This window comes from Bartonella sp. CB10SXKL, assembly GCF_042195515.1.
In the GTDB taxonomy this organism is placed as follows: domain Bacteria; phylum Pseudomonadota; class Alphaproteobacteria; order Rhizobiales; family Rhizobiaceae; genus Bartonella.
Window position 1 is genome coordinate 159,570 of sequence record NZ_JBHION010000001.1, and the last position, 20,551, is coordinate 180,120.

The following is a 20,551-nucleotide window of genomic DNA, read 5'->3' on the forward strand; positions in this document are numbered from 1 at the left end:
TTGAACATTCCCTCTCTATTTCATTTACGATAAAAGAAAAATAAGGAAGATCATATACATGGCAATTGAAACAGAACGTGTAGGAACCAAGGGTGGCATGGAGCACTCTTTTGGTTTTACAAGAGTAGATGAAACGCAAAAACAATCCATGGTGGATGGTGTGTTTCATTCTGTCGCTGAAAATTATGACAAGATGAATGATATCTTATCCTTAGGGCTACACCGTGTGTGGAAAAATTCCATGGTTGCTTGGCTTTCCCCACCAGCACTTTCTCATTGGAAAGTTCTTGATGTCGCTGGCGGTACAGGTGATATTGCTTTTCGTATTCTTAATGCTTCACGCCAAAAAGCCCATGCTACAGTACTTGATATTAATGGCTCAATGCTCAGCGTTGGCAAAAAACGCGCACAAAAAAATGGTCTTGCCCCTCTGATTGATTTTGTTGAAGCCAATGCAGAAAATCTACCTTTTGAAGATCAAAGCTTTGACGCTTACACGATTGCTTTTGGAATTCGCAATGTTCCTCATATTGATCAAGCTCTTAGAGAAGCTTTTCGTGTTTTAAAGCCCGGTGGACGTTTCTTATGTTTAGAATTTTCAAATGTCGAGATGCCTTGGCTCGATAAAATTTATGATCTTTGGTCTTTCCATGCTATCCCTACGCTGGGTCAATTTATCGCAAATGATGGCGATGCTTATCGTTATTTGGTTGAATCTATCCGCAAATTTCCTAAGCAAGATGATTTTGCCCATATGATCAAGCATGCGGGGTTTTCGCGGGTATCGTACCGCAATCTCACCGGTGCGATTGCAGCGCTGCATTCAGGTTGGAAAATTTAAAAATGGTGCAAATTTCCCCTTACTTTCAATTGATGCGTGCAGGATGGGTTTTAACACGTGAAGGTGTTTTAAGTGCTCTTCCTCATGATGATCTTCAAGGATTTCCAGCGCTATGTCATCGTATAGCGGGCGCATTAGCAAGACGCAAAACAAAAAAGAAACAGCGATCTGAAAATATTTCGTATGCCATTAATAAGCTTGGACCCTCTTACATAAAACTTGGTCAATTTCTTGCAACAAGGCCTGATATTGTCGGCCATGATATTGCGAAAGATTTGTCACAACTACAAGATCGCGTCCAAACATTTTCTTGTACCGCCGCTATTGCTCAAATTGAAAGTTCTCTTGGTCGCTCTATTGATGATTTATTCGTAAATTTTTATCCCCCCATTGCCGCCGCTTCTATTGCTCAAGTTCATCCAGCTGAATACAGTGATGAAACTGGCCATACGACAAAATGTGCTGTAAAAGTTATTCGTCCCAATATCAGAGCACGTTTTTCTAAAGATCTTAGAGGATTCTATCTCATTGCTCATTTACAAGAGCGCTATATCCCTGCCTCTCGAAGGCTTCGTCCTGTTTGTGTAGTGGATACTTTAGCACAAACAACACGGCTTGAAATGGATTTACGCCTAGAAGCAGCAGCTATATCTGAAATGGCTGAAAATATTCAACATGATACAGGCTTTCGGGTTCCACGTATTGACTGGGAACGGACAGGACGTAATGTCCTTACAATGGAATGGATTGATGGTATAAGAATATCCGAAACTTCCAAACTTAAAGAAGCAGGTTTTGATTTGAAGGCGCTCGCTATTACGCTTATTCAATCTTTTCTTCGCCATACATTGCGTGATGGTTTTTTTCACGCCGATATGCATCCTGGTAATTTATTTGTAGATGAAAAAGGATGTATTGTTGCTGTTGACCTAGGCATTACAGGAAGGCTTGGTAAAAAAGAAAAGCATTTCCTTGCTGAAATCCTTTATGGCTTTATTACCCGCGATTACCATCGGGTTGCACGCGCCCATTTTGAGGCAGGTTATGTTCCTTCACACCATAATATTGAAAGCTTTGCGCAAGCCAACCGCGCTATTGGCGAACCAATTCACGGACAATCAGCACAAAGCATTTCCATGGCTAAATTGCTCACTTTATTGTTTGAAGTCACTGAATTATTTGACATGCAAACGCGACCTGAACTTTTATTGTTGCAAAAAACGATGGTTGTTGTGGAAGGCGTTGCCCGCACATTAGACCCCACTTTTAATATGTGGAAAGCTTCTGAACCCGTTGTCAAAGAATGGATTAGTAAAAATTTAGGACCCGTAGGCGTTGCCAAAGACTTTAGTGAAGGAGCACAAGCTCTCCTTTCGCTGGCACGCAAAACACCACAATTGGTTCAAAATTTCCAACGGATAGAAGAAGATTTTAATCAAATGAGAAAAACAGGTTTTAATCTTTCTCCTACTACCCTCAAACAACTTGCTGTGGAACAAAGTCATCGAAACCGTTATGGTCGTTATAGCCTTTTCATCATTGCACTTTGTTGCACTTTTCTTACTTTTTACTTTTTTCATCTTTTCTAATCTCCTTAATATGCTAAAAATATCAACAATGAAATCATTGCAATCATTTTATTTCTTGGAGGTATTTTATGGCCAGTATTACCATTCGTAACCTGTCTCCTGAAACCAAAGAAGCTTTGCGTATACGCGCCGCGCAAAATGGTATTTCTATGGAAGAAGAAGTCCGACGCCTTTTAAGCAATCCCACTCCTCTCACCACACAACCCCTTCATGCTAGTGCTGTTGAAGTGAAATCATTGAAATCAAAATCTCTCCTTCTTATTATTGGTGGAAGTATTGCATCCTATAAAGCACTTGATTTGATTCGCCGTTTACAAGAACGTGGAGCACACTTAAAAGTTGTAATGACAAAAGCAGCGCAAAAATTTATTACGCCTTTAGCCGCTGAAGCTTTAAGCGGTGGTACTGTATATACTGATTTATTTTCACGCGAAGAAGAACATGATATTGGACATATCCGATTAGCACGTAACGCTGACCTTATTATTTTAGCCCCTGCTACAGCCAATCGCATTGCAAAAATAGCCAATGGCATAGGAGATGATCTGACTGATTGCATTCTTTTAGCGGCACGCTGTCCACTCTTAATTGCACCCGCCATGAATCCGTCCATGTGGGCGCATCCTGCCACTATTCGCAATGTTGCACAACTGCGCGCAGATGGCGTTCATATCATCGGACCAGAAATCGGAAATATGGCTGAACGTGACGAGATAGGATATGGGCGCATGAGCGAACCTTTAACTATTGTTGCTACCATAGAGGCTCTTTTGAATGGGCATGAAAAACCTCTCTCTGACCGCCATTTCATCGTTACCTCTGGCCCTACCCATGAACCAATTGATCCAGTACGTTATCTTGCTAATCGGTCTTCAGGTAAACAAGGTCATGCCATCGCAACCGCTCTTGCGCATTTGGGTGCAAAAGTAACACTTATTTGTGGACCTGTTAATCTTGCAGACCCACAAGAAGTAAAAACCATTCATGTTGAAACAGCACAACAGATGTTACAAGCCGTTCAAACCGCATTGCCTGCTGATGGTGCCATCTTTGTTGCCGCTGTTTGTGACTGGCGCAGTCAAACGCAGTCTTTACACAAAATTAAAAAGAATGCTCATAAAATACCACCATCCCTTCATATGGTCGAAAATCCTGACATTTTAGCAACGATTGGACACGCTCCAAACCGCCCCTCACTGGTCATTGGTTTTGCTGCAGAAACATGTGATATCATTGCCAATGCGCAAAAAAAATGTGTTGAAAAAGGAGCTGATTTCATTCTTGCTAATGATATTTCTCTTCAACTAGATGGCACAGGTGTCATGGGTGCTGATACAAATCAAGTTTATCTCGTAAGTAGAAAAAAAGTTGAACAATGGCCCCATATGAGTAAACAACACGTAGCGCAAAAATTAGCAAACGTGATTGTATCATTTTTTGCCCCCAAAACACCTACTCCTCATGAGGAAAATATACCCCTTTGCAAATAATAACTCTTCAAACGCGTTGATATTAAAAAAACCTATAAAATAGAACTGACAATAGGTGTCTATTCATCTCGATTGTTATACAATATTTTTGATTTATAATGATAATCTCGCATTGTTCATATTAAATTAGAACCCAAATATCGTAAGATTCTCTCATTTCCAATCTCTCTCATGTTAAAGCAATAAAAATCATTTTCTTGTACATTGCAAACAAGGATAGCTGTATGAATACAAAAAACGTTTAAGAAAGAACTAAAAACGCTTATAATGGGCCGTCTCGGGCAACACTGAGGATGATGGCGCCAGCGTGCTCTTTTTATTAAGCGTAAAGATAGTGATGCCCTATAAGTTTTATATTATTCACGAGAACTTTGCCCTTATACCATTCATGGGCGCGATTGCGAAATGGGTGTGACGAGCATTGGGAAATATTTTTTTTAAAATCCCGTATCACCTTAGCCTTCATAAAAGTAGGATCTCTTGCACCACTGTCTCCCCAGCTTATAAAAAAACAAGCTATCATTCACTTTGGCTACCATCAATTTTGACAAAGCTCTTGCACTGGATAAAATTTATAAAAAGCATTTTCTTTCTTCAATGTTTTTATCCTCATATTGGTCATATTTATGATATGCAAATAAATGATTTTGATTGTTTCATGATGAGAGCAGCTAATGAGAAAATATGACAACTTTATTTGGAGCTCTTATTCACTATGAAAAATAATATATAAATCAATATATTATAATATCTCAATGCAATTTAAAGCATATCTCACACTGACGCTTATAAAGAGTATAGACAAAATTCATTGCACCACTGTCTAAACTGACGCCTTTATTATTTTCCTCAGTGATCGGTCTTTAAGATTAAATGTGTGTGTCCTCTCTCCAGAATACCAAGACCACAAAGATTAGAATTTTATCCATGATATCCTCACATTGTAATGATTCATGAAAAGCATTTTTATTCCTCTATCGAAAGCCTTGTATCCATACATTGGTCTCGTCTATAATGTGCAAGTAAATAATTTTTTGATGTTGAATAGAGACTTTGAAATTAAAGAATATTTCTATATTTTGGATTCTTATTCAAGTTGAAAATGATCAATTCTCTTCATAAATTAATGGTGTTATTATCTAAAAATTATTTGATACAGTGCACCACTTGTACGAAAAGTGCTTCAATGAATTCTTATTTCATTGCACTTATAGCTTTTAAAATCTCATCATTTTTAATCATCAGTGGTGTCTCTCATTCTTGGCTTCTTCTTAAGAAAGAGCTCTTCCATGGGATCGGACGGTCAATCGCCTAAGCTTATTTTTCCCACTTTTATCATATTAATCATTCTGTTGTCCAAAATCAGAATATCTACGGCGCTACTACGTTACTCCTATATAACTACGTGCTTGTTTTACACAGATATCTTTCAATAATTGCCAAAACACTCTTATGAAGAGTATACACTCTCCATGAATGGTATAAAATACATTATGCTATCCATTTTTACTGAAATAGAAGGTACAAAGCGGCACCATCATACTCTTTTTCAGTTTTCAATGCGACGATAATGTTTGCATTAAGAGGATTCATAAAAGATATTTCACGCCTTTTTGAAAGTACTCTTATCTGCACACCACCTCCGTTTATGACATATTAACAAACGATTTCAATTGATCTAATATGAATAGGACTAAAATGAGAAATCCTCATGATATTTAGGTTTTTCACTCATGTTGTGAAACAATAAATTATCATTATAAATCAATATATTGCTTTAATAAAAGATAAAGTATAAAATTTTATATTATGCTTTCTTTGGCTAGCAATTTTTATTAACCTTAAAGCCAAGGAACACTATTTTTGTGTAATGCGTGCCATGGTCTTTTGGGAAAGCATTTTGTGTAAATATGTCATAAAGGCGGCTGCAAAAAGCGGTGTTGCTAAATTAAGAATTGGAATTGAAACAAAAAGCGCTATCAATAATCCTGCACCAAAAACCGTTGTGTAATGAGTATGTAAAAAAGCACGTGCATCTTGCTCTGTTCGAAAACGATAAGCAGCAAACAAGAAATATTCATGACCGAGCAAATAACCATTAATAAGATAAAAAGCAATTAAATTAATACCTGGTATGAAGAATAAAATAAAAGCAATTCCATTACCAAGAAGGCTTAAAATAACAAATTTAAAGGAAATGATAAGAGAACGCCGAAACGGCAAAGCTTGTCCAATAGGCTCGTTTGGGTAATCCTCTTTTTCAATAATTTCAGCAGCAGAGTCAATGAAAAAACCACCAATCATAGCTGCGATTGGTGCAATCAAAAAAGCCAACAAAAGAGCCAAACCAAGATTAAAAATGATAAGCATGCTAAAACCAATCCATCCTGCCCAACTAGGGAGTCCAGGAAGAAATTGAGCAATCCAGGGCCAAAAGTAAGACACAAAAAGTTGGTGCACACATAACCATAAAATGGTGAGAGTGAAAAAAGTAACCCCCAATGCTTTCAGTATCATAATACGATATTGCGAGGTCAAAAGACGTTGTAAAGCACGATAAGCAGCAGTAAAAATCATAGATTAATAAACTAAGGAAAGACGCAAAAAAAACAAGAAATATATTTAAAGAATGTACTGTATAATTTTTTCTTTCTTTGAACTACAAGATTTTTTCAAGAACATTATAAAAAACGGCTAGGGCTTCTTTGTTTAAAATAAAGTTTTAATGAATAGAAATTTTGAATTTTAAAAACCAAGAAGAATTTAAAAAGCAGCTGTTGTAGAAGAAATTTTTAATATTTTTGTACAGAGTGTAGATTATTGCATTTGTATGATATATCTAAAAAATTAAGGAATAAGAACTAGTTGGGAGGAAAGTTGTTTACTTTTATTTATTCAGTAGAGTTGTTTAACTTCGTTTAGCTACGTGCTTAATTGTTTTGCACAATTCCTAATACTCTGTACTTTTCTACTATTTGGCGGCATGCTTTTTCCTCTTGTTTTTATTCAAAACAATATTGAGTTCAATGGAATAGGAGTATTTTGAGCGTATTCAATTTTAATTGTAAAAAGCATGCGCTTTAAAGAAACCTTTTGAAAAAAACCTTGCTCTGATGTTAGCGTTTCGCTAATATAGCGTTGTCGTATTCATTATCTTTAATGGATTATTTTAGCCTTGTTAGCGCCTTATACTATAAGGTTTCTTTTCTTCAAAACTGTTGATACGAATGATTAATTGGATATTCATTTTTATTAAAAAATAAGGCGTTTGTTAACCACACAAGGAGTGAATTTTAATACCAAAGTAAAAAATAAAAAAATGTAAGTTCTTAAAACTTATGAGAAATTTATTATAGGAAATACTCTTCATGATGCATATGATTGTTATGATATGGGAAAAATTAAAAATTAAAAAACAAGCTATACGTACACTGATAAAAGTATTAAATAGACTCCTTTGTTCAACCGATAAAGCAAATGTGACTGCTTAAGTTCTATATTCTTTCAAATCATGCAAAAGATGCACAATATTTAAAGGAAGGTTATAAAGATGAACTGGATTACAAATTATGTTCGTCCTAAAATTAACTCTATATTGGGGCGCCGTGAAATTCCAGAAAATCTATGGATTAAAGATCCTACCAGTGGTGAAATGGTCTTCCATAAAGATCTGGAAGCTAATCAATTTGTAGCTCCCAATTCTGGCCATCATATGCGTATCAGTGCTAAAAATCGTCTCATGCATTTTTTTGATGATGGTGTTTATACAACTCTTGAAAATCCAAAAGTTGTAACAGATCCTTTAAAATTTCGTGACGAAAAACGCTATATTGACCGGTTAAAAGATTATCGTTCTAAACTTGGTGTTGATGACAATATTTTAAGTGCACGTGGTACGATTGAAGGCTTACCAATTATTGCAATCGTTCAAGATTTCGCCTTTATGGGTGGATCACTCGGTATGGCTTCAGGAGAAGCTATTATCAAAGCTTTTGATACTGCTATTGCTGAAAGGCGCCCGCTGGTTCTTTTTGCTGCTTCTGGTGGTGCACGCATGCAAGAAGGAACACTCTCGTTGATGCAAATGCCTCGTACAACAGTAGCGATTGAAATGTTGAAAGAAGCAAAACTTCCCTATATTGTTGTGCTGACCAATCCAACCACCGGTGGTGTTACTGCTTCTTACGCCATGCTTGGTGATATTCACATTGCCGAACCTGGCGCTATGATTGGTTTTGCTGGTCCACGTGTAATTCAACAAACTATACGCGAAACCCTACCAGAAGGTTTTCAAAGTAGTGAGTATCTGCTTGAACATGGTATGATTGATATGGTTGTATCGCGTTTAGACATGAAAACAACCATTGCACGTCTTTTACGCTTGATAATGAAACGCCCTGCTGTTTTTAACCCTTCCGATCCATCCCCAACAGACTCTCAAACATCGCTTTCTACAACAAAAGCAGCTTAAATTTATGCAACAAAGCCAAATACAAAGGGTGGTGGATGATTTACTAAAAAATTATCCGAAAAAATTTGATCTTTCTTTAGAGCGTATTGTTCACCTTTTAGAGCGTCTTGGTAATCCACATTTAAAACTTGCACCTGTTATTCACATCGCTGGAACAAATGGCAAAGGATCTGCCTCAGCAATTTGCCGTGCTCTTTTGGAAAGTGCAGGCTACCGCGTTCATGTCTATAGCTCACCTCATCTCGTCAACTGGAATGAACGCTGCCGGTTAGGTCAAAAAGGAGGTGGTCAACTTGTTACAGAAAACCAATTAGCTGAGACAATCCATGAAATTATAAAAGTAAATCGTCAAGAGCCGATTACTATTTTTGAAATTTTTACAGCCGCTGCCTTTATGCTGTTTAGTATACATCCAGCTGATGTTGTCATTTTAGAAGTTGGATTGGGAGGACATTTTGATGCTACCAATGTCGTTAACAAACCAGCTGTATCACTTATTATGCCCATTGATTATGATCATGAGATCTTTCTTGGAAAGACAATTGCTCAAATCGCTTTTCAAAAAGGAGGGATTATCAAACCAAACGTTCCTGTAGTCATTGGAAAGCAAAATTATGAAGAAACTCTTGCTACTCTAATACCCCTTGCTAATAAAAATAAAGCATCTTATTCTCTATTTGATCAAGATTATCAAAGTTATAAAGAACATGGACGTATGGTTTTTCAAAACAATCAAGGTCTCATGGATCTTCCCCTTCCTAACCTTATTGGAGACCACCAAGTTGCTAATGCTGGCGCGTCTCTTGAAGCAGTCTTTCAAGCAGGTTTTCAACTTTCAGAACAAGCCATAAATGATGCTTTGAAAAATATTTATTGGCCCGCACGAATGCAACATCTTACCCAAGGACATTTGGTTGATCAACTGTCTCCTAATATCGATTTATGGTTAGATGGTGGTCATAATCCTGCTGCTGGAAAAGTTATTGGAGCAGAACTTGCACAATGGAGAAAAAAAACAGATCGTCCTATTATTATGATTGCTGGCATGCTCAATACCAAAGATGCTGTCGGTTATTTTCGTTCCTTAGCAAACCTTGTCGATAAAGTATATACGATACCGCTGATTAACAATAATGCAAGTATCTCTCCAATAAACTTAGCTGAATCAGCGCAAAAAGCAGGAATCCTTGCTACTCCACAAGCTCATCTACAAGATGCTTTGCATAAGATTAAGGTGGAATATAAAGAGGCAATTGTCCTTATTGGTGGTTCCCTTTATCTTGCGGGCGATATTTTGCGTGACAATAAAACACCTCCGTGCTAAAAATTAGCCATTTTTAAAACTTTGAAAGATAGACTTTTTCATCATGCAACTTGATTGTGCACTTTATCAACATCCTAAACTTATTACTGTTTTTGGCGGATCTGGTTTTGTAGGACGACATGTCGTTGAAACTTTGACTAAGCGGGGGTATCGCGTTCGTATCGCTGTTCGTTGTCCACAAAAAGCTTATTACATGCTTCAAATAGGAGAAGTAGGACAAACCCAAATGCTTAAAACAGATATCAAGCATCGTGCTTCTGTTGCACGCGCATTGCTTGGAGCTGATGCAGCAGTGTTTTTGCCTGGTAGCTTAAAACAAGCAAATCAATCGAATTTTAAAAAAACACAAATTGATGGTGTTTACAATGTTGCTGAATTAACAGCAGAAACTGGTATTCCGCTAATCTATATGTCAACACTTGTGGCTAACGAGAATGCTTCATGTCTTTATGCACGTGTTAAGTTTATGGGTGAACAAATCATTCATAACAAGCATCCTCAAGCAATTATTATCCGTCCATCCGTTATCTTTGGACCAGAGGACTGTTTCTTTAACACCTTGGCAGATTTGTCACGTTTTTTACCAATTATGCCTCTTTTTGGAGGTGGGCAAAGCAAATTGCAACCCGTGTATGTTGGTGATGTTGCTGAGTTTATCGCGCGCGCTTTAGATGGACAAGTTGCTTGGGGAAAAAATTATGATCTTGGTGGTCCCCAGATTATCACCTTCCAAAATACTCTTGAAAATATACTCAAAATTATTCACCGTAAAAAAACAATCCTATCCATGCCCCTTTCTGCTGGTCTATTGATTGGAGGAATTTTGGGAACAGTCGGTAAATTGCCTTTTGTACCAACACTCGTAACAGCCAATCAGATACGTTTTTTGCAAATGGATAACATTGTTTCTAAAGAAGCTATAGAGAATGGATATACTCTAGAAGGTGTGGGAATTACCCCCAGAGCAATGGCAGCATTCTTGCCAAGTTATCTTTGGCGATTTCGTCCACATGGTCAATTTTCCCAAAACCTATTCGTTTAGAATAAATTCTTCTAAAACTGAGTTAATTATTTGATTTATAATTCATCGCTCGTTGTTAGCAGTTTTAAAATCAGAGTGTTCAATAGAGTGATGTTTTTACATTTTAAAGACTCTATTCAGTATCACAAAAAATGTTTAATCGTATATCTATAGTCTTTTGATAAAAATCTTTGAAAACAGGAGAAAAGCACTTCTTATAAACTGTCTTTATCCAAGAGCAGATGCAATATTGGAATCCTAAAGAACCGATTCTGAATTGCCTATTCATAAACATGATAGCCTATGGCTTTGCATTATATTATTTTGCTAAAAAGCTTAATAATGAGATTAAAGTAATACTTCCTTTTTCAACAACCGCATAAGTGAGTAGAATATGGGTATACTACTTTCGATATTATCCCATAAAAAATCGATATAAAAACTGTGAAGCAATGCACCATTTTTATTATTTAAAAGGTATTCCCTCTAGAGATTTTTAAAAGCTTTAAAGTTACGTGAAAAGGATAGAGTTTTGTTTATATAATAAGACTTATCATGAAGATCTCTTATTCTGTTAGTAACATCACTACTCAGATCCGTAAATGCATATTTGTTGCACAAATTTATGGAGATTTTAAAAGAGCTTTTTCACATAGAGAAGTCCTCTTCTTGTCTTGCATTTTTTTTTAATTTCTCCTACCGTCTTGGAAAAACTTATTTTAAAGGAATGAAGAATGGCAGCTCAAGATTTTGTTGTCAAAGATATTGCACTTGCCGCTTATGGTCGTAAAGAACTTAATATTGCTGAAACTGAAATGCCTGGTTTGATGGCTTGTCGTAAGGAGTTTTCTTCCAGCCAACCTTTGCGCGGAGCGCGTATTTCTGGCTCATTGCACATGACAATTCAAACAGCTGTTTTAATTGAAACATTAAAAGCGATTGGCGCCGATATACGGTGGAGCTCTAGCAATATTTTTTCTACGCAAGACCATGCAGCAGCAGCTATCGCCGCAACTGGCATTCCTGTATTTGCCGTTAAGGGTGAAACATTGGAAGAATATTGGACTTATATAGATGCAATCTTCCAATGGCCAGATGGTAATCCTTCCAATCTTATTTTAGATGATGGAGCTGACGCCACAAACTATATTTTAATGGGAAGTCGTGCAGAACAAAATAAAGATATTTTATCGCATCCCAAAACAGAAGAAGAAGAAATTTTTTTCAAACAAATACAAAAGCGTATGGATGCAACGCCAGGTTTTTTTACACGACAGCGTGCAGCAATTAAAGGTGTAAGCGAAGAAACCACAACAGGTGTAAACCGTCTTTATCAGTTACAAAAAGAAGGACTTCTACCTTTTCCTGCTATTAATGTTAATGATAGCGTCACTAAATCAAAGTTTGATAATAAATATGGATGTAAAGAATCATTGGTCGATGGTATTCGACGTGGAACAGACGTGATGATCGCCGGTAAAATTGCCATTGTCTGTGGTTATGGTGATGTAGGTAAAGGTTCAGCAGCATCTCTTTCTGGTGCTGGGGCTCGTGTTAAAGTAACAGAAATTGATCCTATTTGCGCTCTTCAAGCCGCTATGGATGGCTATGAAGTTGTTAATTTGGATGATGCTGCTTCCAGTGCTGATATTATCATCACGACAACAGGCAATAAAGATGTTGTTCGTTTAGACCATATGCGACAAGTAAAGGATATGTGTATTCTTGGAAATATTGGTCATTTTGATAACGAAATCCAAGTCGCTGCCCTTAGAAATTTGCCATGGACAAATATAAAACCACAAGTTGATATGATCACCTTTCCCGATGGAAAACGCATCATTTTGCTCTCTGAAGGGCGTTTGTTAAACCTCGGGAATGCGACTGGGCATCCTTCTTTTGTCATGTCAGCCTCGTTTACTAATCAAGTTTTAGCGCAAATTGAACTTTTTACCCGTGCAGAACACTATACAAATGAAGTCACTGTTTTGCCTAAACATCTTGATGAAAAAGTTGCACGTCTACATCTTGATCGGTTAGGAATAAAATTAAGTGTTTTATCAGAAGAACAAGCCGCCTATATTGGAGTCTCACCACAAGGACCTTATAAACCAAACCATTACCGTTACTAATACGTTTCCTTGGGTTAAAAAAGGGAAAGATGCCGTGCTCAGCTTTGGTGACTATAACCCCAAAGAAAAAGCTCAAAAAGAGATCCGAATCTATACGTATATATTTTGCCTTTTTTTCTTTTTTTCTCCAACATGCGCTGTTGCTCAGTCATTGGAAGGTTATTTACCATTTTTCTTCACTTTTCCAAATAGTCCATGGCTGCTTTTAGCGCTGTGTGGAGGAATTTCTTGTGCTTCACTTCTCTCGTGCATAGCTGTTACCGTGCGTGCAAAAAAAACTGCACAGAAGCCTTTGAAGATACTTCAGGCAAATTTTTCTGAAAAACTTAAATATTATGAATGGCTTCTGAAAGAAACCGAGCAATTCCTTCTTATTTGGGAAAATCCAACAACCTTACCCCGTGTTGTTGGTGCTCTTTCTGCATTGCAAAAAATAGGAATCGATCAGAAAGATTTTCAGCGTTTTGAGCTCTGGGTTGAAGAAAATTCTCTGCGAGAACTTGATTATGCATTGACTCAACTACGTTGTAAATGTCACCCTTTTGATCTTTCTATCACCACCACAAACAATGTACTGCTACAAGTTACAGGAGTCATCGCAGGAACAGTCGCTATTGCTCGTTTTCAAGATATCTCAAAACAACAGAGTGAAAATGCTCGTTTACAGAAAGATATAGCCCGCCTTCTTACTGAACTGAGAATGCAGCGTAATCTTCTTGATCTTATTCAAGAGCCCGTATGGATAAAAGATTGTGAAGGAAAAGTTTGTTTTATCAATCGCGCCTTTAGAGAAATGACAGACTTTCCTGAAGACAGTGATGACGTGGGGGATCTTTTCAATGAAAATACACAACGCAAAACAGATGAAACAGAAACAATTTTTCAAGAACATGTTCATACGGTTATTGGTGGAGAACGGCACCGTTTTCATCTCACACGTATTACAACAGCTGAAGGAATGGCAGCTTTTGCACGTGATGACAGCGCATATGAAAATCTTGCTCATGAATTAAGATATGTTCTTCAAAGCCATTGTGAAACACTTGACCAAATTTCAACAGCTGTAGCCATTTTTGATACAAACCAAAAATTAAAATTCTGTAATCATGCTTTCAAAATTTTATGGCCGTTGGAGAGTTCTTTTTTAGAAAGTGAACCAAGCCATACATTGTTTCTTGAACGTTTACGTGAAAAGGGGCTCATTGCTGAACACCCTGATTGGCGCGCATGGAAAGAAGAACTTTTAAAAGCCTATTGGCAAACAGAATCAAACCAACAAATTTGGAATCTTCCAGATGGGCGTACGGTGCGTGTTGTCTCGAACCCTCATCCACAAGGAGGTGTCACTTGGCTTTACGAAAACCTTACAGAAAAAATTGATCTTGAGCGCCGTTATAATACACTTATTAAAATACAAGGTGAAACACTTGATAAACTTTCTGAAGGCGTGGTCGTTTTTGGTACTGATGGACGCCTTCGCTTATCGAATCCTGCCTTGTCGAAATTGTGGTCTCTTCCTTATAATTTGCTGGTAGAAGGAACCCATATTACACAGTTACAAAGCCATTGTTCAGCCTTAACCTTGGGGACAGAATGGGATCAGTTTACCAAGTTCATTACCGGTTTTGCTGAAAAACGTGAAACATTTTCAGGTCGTATAGATCTTAAAAATGATATGATTATTGACTATACTCTGGTCCCTCTTCCTAATGGACAAACGATGCTTACTTTTGTGAATGTTACGGATACTGTCCATGTTGCTCGTGCTCTTCAAGAAAAAAATGAAGCATTAGAAAGTGCTGATCGTTTGCGTAATGAATTTGTCCAACATGTTTCTTATGAATTGCGCACACCTCTCACAAATATTATTGGATTTTCCGATATTTTACGTGATCAAATTTTCGGCTCTATCAATGAACGTCAACAAGAATATCTTGAACACATTCATTCAGAATCAGGAACTCTTTTAAATATTGTTAACGATATTCTTGATCTTGCTACCCTTGATGCAGGCATTATGGAGTTGGACATAAAATCGGTTAACATTGCCGATGCTATGATACAAGCAGTAGCACGCGTAGAAGATCGCCTTAATGGACGTCATATTACGCTTTTACAACAAATTTCCCCTTCCTTAAATTCTATTTCTGCTGATGAAAAACGCTTGCATCAAATTTTTGTGAATGTACTGAGCAATGCTATTAATTTTGCAACGGAGGCGAGTACTATTGAATTTTGCGTCGATGAACAAGATGATAACATTGTCTTTAGCGTTCACAATCAGGGCTCTGACATCCCAGAAGACGTCCTTGATCGTATTTTTAAACGTTTTTCTTCCCATTCACACCATGGTGGGCGTGCGGGAGCGGGTCTTGGCCTTTCCCTTGTGAAAAGTTTCGTTGAACTACACGGTGGACATGTTGAAATTCTTACCGGTTCTGGAAAAGGAACAACAGTTAAATGTTTTTTCCCACTCTCCAAAGGAGATAAGATTTTTTAATTTTAACTTTTATGATAACAAAAAATTTTCATCCATTTCATGGAACTTTTAATGAATTTTAGTTTTTTTCTTGAAAATGAAGAGGCAACAAAGCTTTTTGCACAAAATTTAGCTCTTTCTTTAAAGCCAGGAGATCTTGTAACGCTGCAAGGGGATCTTGGAACTGGAAAGTCAACCATTGCACGTACAATCATCCAAACACTTGCAAACGATAACACTATGGATGTTCCAAGCCCTACTTTTACTCTTGTGCAAAGCTATCAACTTCCAAAGTTTGAAATTATTCATGCTGATCTTTATCGCCTTTCTATGGCAGAAGAAATTGATGAATTAGGGCTTCATGAAGCTCGTGAGAAAAATATTTTACTTGTTGAATGGCCAGAAAGAAATACAGCTCTTTTAGAGCTTGCCACTTTTGCACTCACCTTACACTATAAAGAACATGGGCGTCATGTAACAGTTAAATCAGCACAACATTCCATTGAGTGTTTGCAACAGTCTTTACAATTCGTACATTAAAAAAAAACATCGACATGAACATCATCATTTTAATTTATAATACCTCAGTACGTACCTATGAAATTTGAGATGATGAACAACATAAAGAAGGCTTCATGGAGGCACCAACCATGGAAGATGAAACGAAGTGCTGACTCTTTCATATAACAATGACATAAATTGCAAAGGACAGCCGTTAATTTATAGGAATTCATCAATTTATTTTAGAGAATCTGATACCTACAATTTTGATTCTAGAGAATAGTATAAGAGAATTTTAAATTGAAATGGTAACCCTTTAGAAGAGCATTCTATAACCTGTAGTGAATTGCTTGTTTCTTTCTGCTTAAAAATTGTGAGCTTCAGAAAAGTAATTTGCAAAGTTTTTGCTTAAAATCTCCTTTTATGTGTTGAAAGCACTATCTATCTCAATAGTCTTATCTAAGAAAAAATACCTTTATGAAATTATCATTCACCCAATATTTTTTAACACGCATATAAGGAAAGAATTGCCTATATTCTTCATACAAAGCAATTTTTTATAAAAATGGTCAATTGAATCATGCATAAAAGCACGAATTCTTAAATTCATTTAAAATTTTGATTTTTATTGTCTTTTCATTATAATATAATGCAAAAAAGAATATTTTAAAAAAGTCAAAAGGAGAGACAAAACTTCTCTCCTTTATAGTGATTATATGTGGAATTAACTAAGCCCATCTTTTATCCATTCAGAAAGACGTCCTTTAGAGGTAGCGCCAACCATATTCGATGAAATATTTCCATTTTTAAACATTAATAATGTAGGGATAGAACGTACTCCGTATTGGGTAGCCAGTTCCGGATTTTCATCAATATTTACCTTAGCAATTTTAACTTGATTTTGCATTTCTATTGAAATCTCATCCAACATTGGAGCAATCACTTTGCAAGGGCCACACCATTCTGCCCAAAAATCAACCACAACAGGGGTGGAAGAGGTTAGAACTTCACTTTCGAAATTGTCCTTATCAACTTTTATACACGTCATTGATTTATCCTTTATATTCACTTTTTATAGATTGGTATAATAACAATTCATATCAAGTTATTGCAAAGATAAATTATTAAAGGACTTTTTTACACTAGAGATTGTGCATTGTGTTTGTTTGGGCGATTTTATGAAAGTAAATAAAGTGTAAAGATGATTTTCAAGGAAAAGAGTAGCTTATAAAGCAACTTCACTAAGAAATGCCTCAAGTTTTTCTGGAGGAAGTTTAAAAATTTTGGCTTCTTTACTGTAGATAAGCAGAGCCTGGATATCTTTATCGGGATGAATAGCTTGCAATAATTTTCGATAAAGAGCCATTTGCAACCAATAATGGGAAGCAATAGCAGCTTCATTTTCTGGCGGGGTTCCTGTTTTAAAATCGGCAAAGATAATGCTGTTTTGCGTGATGTAGAGACGGTCAATTTGACCAGAGATTGCTTGTTCTTTTCCACGAATTTTCACAATACCCATTAAGGAGACCTCAGCACGTGAATGCTCAGAGAAAAGGGGCTTGAGGTAAACATGATCTAATATTTTCCAAACATGGCGAAGAGCATCTTCTCTTTGGCTTTCATCCCAATGAGAGGCTTTGATATTGAGATAGTTTCGAGCATAATCTCGACGTTTTTGTGGGGGACAATCGGGTAAGTATTGTAACAATCGGTGAACGAGATTACCATATTCAATGGGAAAAGCTCTGTTGGTATTTTTTTCTCCCAAAACAGGCGAGACGCTATGATATTTTGAATTAGAAGAAATATCGGTATCAGCCTCAATGGAAAGACTAGCAACAGAGGGTCTCAACGGTTTTGGTAGCACTGGTTCTTCTGGTATTTTATGGGAGAAAAAAGCAGGTAAAGGTGGTAAGGTTTGGCATTCAGCACAAGGGACTTTTGAGTTTATAGAAGCAGAAGAAGCAGGTGTAATGCAATAACGCAAAGCTGCAATATCTTCCGAAGAATCTTTTATAGCAAGGGCATGCGGTTCGAGGGCTTTTTTTACGAGTTGTAACCATGTATGAGATGGCGTTTTCGGGCCTTTATATCCACAAATAAACAAGCGATCTTCAGCACGTGTCATTCCTACATAAAGAAGACGCCTATATTCTTCTTCTGCACGCTCTTTTAAATATGAAATTGCTTGTTTAGAGAGTTTTGTATCAAACTTTTCATTGGGATGCCAAATAAAGGCTTGTTTTCCATTCCATTGTGCATTGTTTAAAGGAACTTTAAGCAAGTGAGGCGCATGCTGAGGATGCCAAATCGCACTGCCAGGATCGACTAAAAACACAACAGCAGCCTCTAGTCCTTTTGCAGCATGAACAGTCATAATGCGAATTTCTTCATTACTTTGTTCAAATTCACGTTTAATTTCTGGTTCGCTTGCACTTAATGTTTCTAAAAAAGCTTGTAATCCTGGTAATCCTGTTTTTTGAATAGTGAGCGTATAATCCATAAAAGCATCGAGCACATCATTTGCTTCAGATCCTAAACGAGACAGAATTTTTTGTCTTCCCTTATCATTATTCAAAATATGGCTATAAAACTCGAAAACCGGTATTTTATCCACTAAAGCGCGATAATGGTTTAGCTTTTCAAAAGCATCTTTAAAAGATGCCTGCGATGATGCGTGCGTAAATAAGCTTTGCCAAAGAGAGCCGGTGCGGTGTGCAGCAAGCTGATAGAGTTCCTCTTCACTAAGAGCAAAAAGTGGGCTTTTTAAAACACAAGCAAGAGAAAGATCATCTTGTGGCTGTAAAACAAAACGTGCAAGCGCCATTAAATCACGGATACTAATATGTTTGGTAAGCTGTAAACGATCAGCTCCTGCTACGGGAATATTACGGTGTTTAAGAGCACGGGAAAGAGCTGAGACAAATTGATCACGTTTACGGACCAAGATCATAATATCACTTGCACGTATTAAGCGTCCTTTTGCTGGAAGCATTTCGCCTTTTTGTAACCAGTCGGCAATCGTTTCAGCAATTTTTTCTGCTAAACGCACTTCAGGTGTATCTAAATGATTAACAGTTGCATGCCAATCTTGAGGAAAGTCACTCGTTTCTTTGGAAATGGCATCCCATATAACAACTTCACCGGGACTGTGAACACGAATAGCTTCATGCACCGTTTTTGTATTTTCTGCCGAAAGTCCTTTATAGTTTTCTGGTGTTTCAAAAACAAGATCAACACTTTTAAGAACATCTGCTGTAGAGCGAAAAGAATAATGCAGTTGTATTTTTTCAAATTGCTGATTTGTTTGCTGCACTTTTTTTTGAATAATTCGTCCATTTGCAGCAAAATTTTCTGGAGCAGCGCCTTGAAAAGAATAAATAGATTGCTTTTCATCTCCAACAGCAAAAAGAGTGCGTATGTTTGTTCGTTGGCTATACCCTGAAAAAAATTCCTGTGCCAACAGTTGAATAATTTGCCATTGCTCAGGGTTGGTGTCTTGTGCTTCATCAAGTAGAATATGATCAAGTCCCTGATCAAGTTTATAGTGCACCCATTGGCTTGCACCTTTGCGCTGTAACAAATGAAGTGTACGCTCAATAAGATCATCAAAGTCTAAGAAGCCATTGGACTTTTTTAGATTCTTATAAATTTTGAGATAAATAGCACAAAGCTGAAAAGCAGCCATATTGAGAGTGGCAACCTTTGCGCATTGATATTTTTCTAAAAGAACAGAAAGCTTGTTTTGTTTATCTTCAAGCATTTGTTGAATAAAAGGCCAAATTTCGTCTGATTTTTTACGAGATAAATTTGAAAAATTACGCGGCTCACCTTTGATTGTAAAATAAATATCAGAAATAATATTGAGAATATTTTTCTCATCATGCACCTTTTCTAATTGGGAAAGTTTTTCCACCATATCCTTAAAGCTTTGACTACCATTGATTTCACAATGCTTAAGAGCATAAAGAGGAAGGCGCGCTGTTTGTTTAATTTGTTCCAGCAGATATTGATTTGTTTCATTGGGCGCTAAGTTAAAAAGCGCGCGCAATTTTTCTTCTCCATTTTCAGATAAAAGAGAAGATAAAAAATCAGACAATTTATGTTGCTTTTCAACTGCTTCATAGAGCAATTGGTTAAAAGTATGTTCGCTAATAACTTGAAGTAACTGTTGCAAAGCAGGTTGTACATCACGACGGGCTAAAAGTTGACGACGGGATTCTTGTCGTAATTTTTTTCGACCGATATCATCGGGAAGTTCAAAATGCCCTGCAATATTGGCTTCTAACATAAATTGATGTAAGAGAGCTTCACAAAAAGCATGAATCGTTTGAATTTTTAAGCCACCAGGCGTTTCGAGAGCACGCGCGAAGAGTTGTCGTGCATAAGTTAGTTTTTGCGCATTAACAGGCTTTTTTTCAAACCGTGTTAAGGTTTCTTGCAGCTGTGCATCATCGAGCTCATTCCAACTGGAAAGCGTGCGAAAAATTCGTGATTGCATAACAGCAGCAGCAGCTCTTGTATAAGTAAGGCATAAAATACGTGCTGGAGGCGTACCGTTTAAAAGCAAACGGATAACACGTTCGCTTAAAACGTGGGTTTTTCCAGATCCAGCATTTGCAGAAACCCACACGTTTTTTTGGGGATGTGTTGCTGTTGCTTGTGCATCAAGAGCGGCTTCAGGAATAGAAAAAAACGTCATG

General features: G+C 37.1%; 12 protein-coding genes. 9 read left to right on the forward strand and 3 right to left on the reverse strand.

Translation table 11 applies throughout. The features are described from left to right. Positions 1 to 58 precede the first annotated feature (58 nt). The 3 genes from ubiE to coaBC all read left to right on the forward strand — a co-directional run bounded on the left by ubiE (position 59) and on the right by coaBC (position 3,920). Positions 59 to 841 carry a bifunctional demethylmenaquinone methyltransferase/2-methoxy-6-polyprenyl-1,4-benzoquinol methylase UbiE gene (gene ubiE, locus ACFIK3_RS00560; protein WP_273790210.1) on the forward strand — a complete coding sequence of 261 codons (783 nt, stop codon included), beginning with the start codon at positions 59 to 61 and terminating at the stop codon, positions 839 to 841. Between the two features lie 2 nt (positions 842 to 843). Continuing rightward, positions 844 to 2,430: a 2-polyprenylphenol 6-hydroxylase gene (gene ubiB / locus ACFIK3_RS00565; protein ID WP_273790209.1), complete on the forward strand. Its 1,587-nt coding sequence runs from the start codon at positions 844 to 846 to the stop codon at positions 2,428 to 2,430. Between the two features lie 68 nt (positions 2,431 to 2,498). After that, positions 2,499 to 3,920, forward strand: a complete 1,422-nt coding sequence (coaBC, locus tag ACFIK3_RS00570) for a bifunctional phosphopantothenoylcysteine decarboxylase/phosphopantothenate--cysteine ligase CoaBC (protein WP_375630590.1) — start codon at positions 2,499 to 2,501, stop codon at positions 3,918 to 3,920. Positions 3,921 to 5,777: 1,857 nt separating this feature from the next. Here coaBC and ACFIK3_RS00575 read toward each other — a convergent pair. Next, a complete protein-coding gene (locus ACFIK3_RS00575; RefSeq protein WP_375630592.1) occupies positions 5,778 to 6,497 on the reverse strand; it encodes a sulfate transporter family protein in 720 nt (239 codons plus the stop codon). A 973-nt stretch (positions 6,498 to 7,470) separates the two neighbouring features. On the opposite strand from ACFIK3_RS00575, the gene accD reads away from it, so the two are divergent. From accD to tsaE, 6 genes are all read left to right on the forward strand, one after another. Continuing rightward, positions 7,471 to 8,391: an acetyl-CoA carboxylase, carboxyltransferase subunit beta gene (accD, locus tag ACFIK3_RS00580; protein ID WP_375667756.1), complete on the forward strand. Its 921-nt coding sequence runs from the start codon at positions 7,471 to 7,473 to the stop codon at positions 8,389 to 8,391. Between the two features lie 4 nt (positions 8,392 to 8,395). Continuing rightward, positions 8,396 to 9,715 (forward strand): folylpolyglutamate synthase/dihydrofolate synthase family protein, encoded by a 1,320-nt coding sequence (locus ACFIK3_RS00585; protein WP_273790205.1) that lies wholly within the window; start codon positions 8,396 to 8,398, stop codon positions 9,713 to 9,715. 43 nt (positions 9,716 to 9,758) lie between these two features. Beyond that, positions 9,759 to 10,757 (forward strand): complex I NDUFA9 subunit family protein, encoded by a 999-nt coding sequence (locus ACFIK3_RS00590; protein ID WP_273790204.1) that lies wholly within the window; start codon positions 9,759 to 9,761, stop codon positions 10,755 to 10,757. A 713-nt stretch (positions 10,758 to 11,470) separates the two neighbouring features. Beyond that, the gene (gene ahcY, locus ACFIK3_RS00595) at positions 11,471 to 12,868 is read left to right on the forward strand and encodes an adenosylhomocysteinase (protein WP_375630596.1); all 1,398 of its coding nucleotides are present in this window, start codon (positions 11,471 to 11,473) and stop codon (positions 12,866 to 12,868) included. 34 nt (positions 12,869 to 12,902) lie between these two features. Next, complete coding sequence (locus ACFIK3_RS00600; RefSeq protein WP_375676093.1) at positions 12,903 to 15,368, forward strand: PAS-domain containing protein; 2,466 nt, start codon at positions 12,903 to 12,905, stop codon at positions 15,366 to 15,368. Positions 15,369 to 15,419: 51 nt separating this feature from the next. Further along, positions 15,420 to 15,887: a tRNA (adenosine(37)-N6)-threonylcarbamoyltransferase complex ATPase subunit type 1 TsaE gene (gene tsaE / locus ACFIK3_RS00605; protein ID WP_375676095.1), complete on the forward strand. Its 468-nt coding sequence runs from the start codon at positions 15,420 to 15,422 to the stop codon at positions 15,885 to 15,887. A gap of 685 nt (positions 15,888 to 16,572) precedes the next feature. On the opposite strand, the gene trxA is transcribed toward tsaE, so the two are convergent. Then, positions 16,573 to 16,896 carry a thioredoxin gene (gene trxA, locus ACFIK3_RS00610; protein ID WP_273790200.1) on the reverse strand — a complete coding sequence of 108 codons (324 nt, stop codon included), beginning with the start codon at positions 16,894 to 16,896 and terminating at the stop codon, positions 16,573 to 16,575. A 177-nt stretch (positions 16,897 to 17,073) separates the two neighbouring features. Beyond that, the gene (gene addA, locus ACFIK3_RS00615; protein WP_375676097.1) at positions 17,074 to 20,550 is read right to left on the reverse strand and encodes a double-strand break repair helicase AddA; all 3,477 of its coding nucleotides are present in this window, start codon (positions 20,548 to 20,550) and stop codon (positions 17,074 to 17,076) included. Position 20,551 lies beyond the last annotated feature (1 nt).

Excerpts from the sequence above, each read along its gene's own strand:
- tsaE (WP_375676095.1), top strand. The coding sequence starts at position 15,420 with ATGAATTTTAGTTTTTTTCTTGAAAATGAAGAGGCAACAAAGCTTTTT.
- accD (WP_375667756.1), top strand. The coding sequence starts at position 7,471 with ATGAACTGGATTACAAATTATGTTCGTCCTAAAATTAACTCTATATTG.
- ACFIK3_RS00575 (WP_375630592.1), bottom strand. The coding sequence starts at position 6,497 with ATGATTTTTACTGCTGCTTATCGTGCTTTACAACGTCTTTTGACCTCG.
- ACFIK3_RS00590 (WP_273790204.1), top strand. The coding sequence starts at position 9,759 with ATGCAACTTGATTGTGCACTTTATCAACATCCTAAACTTATTACTGTT.
- ubiE (WP_273790210.1), top strand. The coding sequence starts at position 59 with ATGGCAATTGAAACAGAACGTGTAGGAACCAAGGGTGGCATGGAGCAC.
- ubiB (WP_273790209.1), top strand. The coding sequence starts at position 844 with ATGGTGCAAATTTCCCCTTACTTTCAATTGATGCGTGCAGGATGGGTT.
- ACFIK3_RS00585 (WP_273790205.1), top strand. The coding sequence starts at position 8,396 with ATGCAACAAAGCCAAATACAAAGGGTGGTGGATGATTTACTAAAAAAT.
- trxA (WP_273790200.1), bottom strand. The coding sequence starts at position 16,896 with ATGACGTGTATAAAAGTTGATAAGGACAATTTCGAAAGTGAAGTTCTA.
- coaBC (WP_375630590.1), top strand. The coding sequence starts at position 2,499 with ATGGCCAGTATTACCATTCGTAACCTGTCTCCTGAAACCAAAGAAGCT.
- addA (WP_375676097.1), bottom strand. The coding sequence starts at position 20,550 with ATGACGTTTTTTTCTATTCCTGAAGCCGCTCTTGATGCACAAGCAACA.
- ahcY (WP_375630596.1), top strand. The coding sequence starts at position 11,471 with ATGGCAGCTCAAGATTTTGTTGTCAAAGATATTGCACTTGCCGCTTAT.